Genomic DNA, 2,460 nt, shown 5'->3' with positions numbered 1-2,460 from the left:
GGCGGCTGCCCGCCGGCGGGCGCCGTGACCGACCCAGCCGGCGAGCCGGGCGAGCGGGGCGCGCTCGGGCGTTGTCGGTTCGTCGTCGTCGTCGAACTCGTCGCCGAAGATCGTCTCGTTGAGCCGGCGGTAGACCTGCGTCGGATAGGGCGTGTAGCGCAACTCTCGGATCGACTGATCCTGGCCGGCGCTCTCGATGGTGATCGTGCCGTAGCCCAGGAGCCGGCCGGGGATCGGCTGGTCGAGGCGCATGTCGGTGACCTTGCCCAGCCGCATCATCGGCACTGACCTGCTGATCAGACCGACGATCATCATCACGCGCTTGTTGGTCGCGGCGAAGGAGTTGTGGCGGCGCTCGACCTCGCGCCACGCGACATACGCCCACGCCCCGAGGAAGGCGAGCAGGACGGGCAACGGAAGTCGATCGTCGCCGAGCATGACGATCAGGACGAGGGTCGCGACGAGGGCGACCGCCACCGGGCGCCAGAGCGAGATCGGGTGCTGGTGGACGTTGAGGGTGAAGTCCTCATCGCGGGTCTTGTTGCGGTAGAGCTCGTGGTTGACGGGCGCGACGAGCGGGTCGCCCGGCCGGGGAACATGCGGATGTCGACGATGCCTTCGCCGCGCGCTCATCCCAGGCCGGCCTAGGTCTTGCGCAGCAGGGAGTCGAAGAACTCGAAGATGTTCTTGATGGCCTTCTCGATGATGTTCCACGCCTGCGCCACCAGATCGGCGGCGTCGTTGGGGTTGGTGAAGATGGCGTAGAGCAAGAAGATGACAATCAGCCAGACCACGATCTTCTTGACCGGGGGCATCGACACCTTGGACCTCCTTCGGCGGCCCGGGGCAGGGCGCGGCTGTGGTGCAGAATCGCACTAATGGTGCCAGTGTGCCGTATGAGGCGTGTGTGACTCCAACTCAACGCGGCCAGATTGTTACTCGCGACCGTGGCTCGCCGGGTGAGCGGTGGCGGGTTACACCACGCCGTAGAGCCGGTCGCCGGCGTCGCCCAGACCGGGCACGATGTAACCCTTTTCGTTGAGGCGTTCATCGACGGATCCGACCACCAGGGTGATCGGCGGGGTGACGTCGGCCATCTCCCGCGTGAGGTGAGCGATCCCCTCGGGGGCGGCGAGCAGGCATACGGCCGTGATGTCATCGGCTCCTCGCTCGATGAGGAAGCGGAGCGCATCGGCCATCGAGCCGCCGGTGGCGAGCATCGGGTCGAGCACATAGACCTGGCGACCGGTCAGATCCTCCGGCAGCCGGTTGGCGTAGGTCGTGATCGCCAGCGTCTCCTCGTCACGCTGCATGCCGAGGAAGCCGACCTCGGCGCTGGGCAGCAGACGCACCATGCCTTCGAGCATCCCGAGGCCGGCTCGCAGGATCGGCACGATCAGCGGCTTGGGATTGGCGAGCTTGATGCCCGTCGTCGGTGCGACCGGCGTCTCGATCGGGAAGGGCTCGACGCGCACGTCGCGGGTTGCCTCATACGCCAATAGCGTCATCAGTTCCTCGGCGAGGCGCCGGAAGGTCGGGCTGTCGGTCCGCTTGTCGCGCAGGTAGGTCAGCTTGTGGGCGATCAGCGGGTGGTCGGCCTTCAGGATGCGCATACGCGAAACTTATCGTGTGCCGCTCCCGCCTCCCAGCCCGTATGCCGAGTGGCTGGGCCTCGCTCTCGACGCCGCCACAGCGGCGCTCGCGACTGGCGACGTGCCCGTGGGCGCGGTCGTCATCGGTGCCCATGGGTCGGTCCTCGGCGTCGGCTGGAACGCGCGGGAGGGCGATGGCGACCCCACTGCTCACGCTGAGGTGGTCGCGCTCCGGGAGGCAGCACGGCATACGGGCTCGTGGCGGTTGGAGGGGGCGACATTGGCGGTGACCCTCGAACCTTGCCCGATGTGCGCGGGTGCGCTGATGCTGGCCAGGGTCGAGCGCGTGGTCTTCGGGGCCTGGGATCCCAAGGCTGGCGCGTGCGGGTCGGTCTGGGACATCCCCCGCGACCGGCGGGCCACGCACCGCTGCGAGGTGATCGGCGGGGTGCGCGAGCCGGAGTGCGCCCAGATGCTCCTCGATTTCTTCGCCGGCCACCGCCTCTAGTACCCTGCTCGGCGGTGGCGTGTCCGAGCGGCCTAAGGAGCGCGCCTCGAAAGCGCGTGTGGGGGTGACTCCACCCAGGGTTCGAATCCCTGCGCCACCGCCAGCCGAACGCCTCGACCATCCGCGTCGGGGCGTTCGTCACGTGTGCGGTGCCTCGCGGCCGCGCAGGACGTCGGCGGCGCGTTCGAGGACATAGCCGAGCTGTGCGTCCGTCACGTGTGCGGTGACTCGCGGCCGCGCAGTGCTAGAACTACTGCCCATGGACCTCGATCCCAGCCTGCGCGAGTTGGTTGCCCGCGTGCTCGCGCGGCCGCGCCCCGTGGGGAGGCGCACCGTGATCGGCGTCGTCGGCGCGCCGGG

General features: G+C 68.8%; 4 protein-coding genes and 1 tRNA gene. 2 read left to right on the top strand and 3 right to left on the bottom strand.

Annotated features, from left to right (window positions below; genetic code table 11):
* From PKH97_RS15865 to upp, 3 genes are all read right to left on the bottom strand, one after another.
* Window positions 1–633, bottom strand: a 633-nt coding sequence (locus tag PKH97_RS15865) for a PH domain-containing protein (RefSeq protein ID WP_324388580.1), incomplete at its 3' end; no start/stop codon positions are given.
* 11 nt (window positions 634–644) lie between these two features.
* Window positions 645–821, bottom strand: a complete 177-nt coding sequence (locus PKH97_RS15860; RefSeq protein ID WP_324388582.1) for a hypothetical protein — start codon at window positions 819–821, stop codon at window positions 645–647.
* Between the two features lie 153 nt (window positions 822–974).
* Window positions 975–1,613, bottom strand: a complete 639-nt coding sequence (gene upp, locus PKH97_RS15855) for a uracil phosphoribosyltransferase (RefSeq protein ID WP_324388579.1) — start codon at window positions 1,611–1,613, stop codon at window positions 975–977.
* A 52-nt stretch (window positions 1,614–1,665) separates the two neighbouring features.
* Here upp and PKH97_RS15850 point away from each other — a divergent pair, with 52 nt between their 5' ends.
* Window positions 1,666–2,100: a nucleoside deaminase gene (locus PKH97_RS15850; protein ID WP_324388581.1), complete on the top strand. Its 435-nt coding sequence runs from the start codon at window positions 1,666–1,668 to the stop codon at window positions 2,098–2,100.
* A 13-nt stretch (window positions 2,101–2,113) separates the two neighbouring features.
* Window positions 2,114–2,203: transfer RNA gene (locus PKH97_RS15845), tRNA-Ser, on the top strand.
* The last annotated feature ends 257 nt before the right edge of the window (window positions 2,204–2,460 follow it).

It is taken from the genome of Nostocoides sp., assembly GCF_035343835.1.
GTDB lineage: Bacteria > Actinomycetota > Actinomycetes > Actinomycetales > Dermatophilaceae > Nostocoides_A > Nostocoides_A vanveenii.
Note: the sequence above shows the minus strand (reverse complement) of the source record. Positions and strands in the feature narration are given on the sequence as shown.

Excerpts from the sequence above, each read along its gene's own strand:
- upp (WP_324388579.1), bottom strand. The coding sequence starts at position 1,613 with ATGCGCATCCTGAAGGCCGACCACCCGCTGATCGCCCACAAGCTGACC.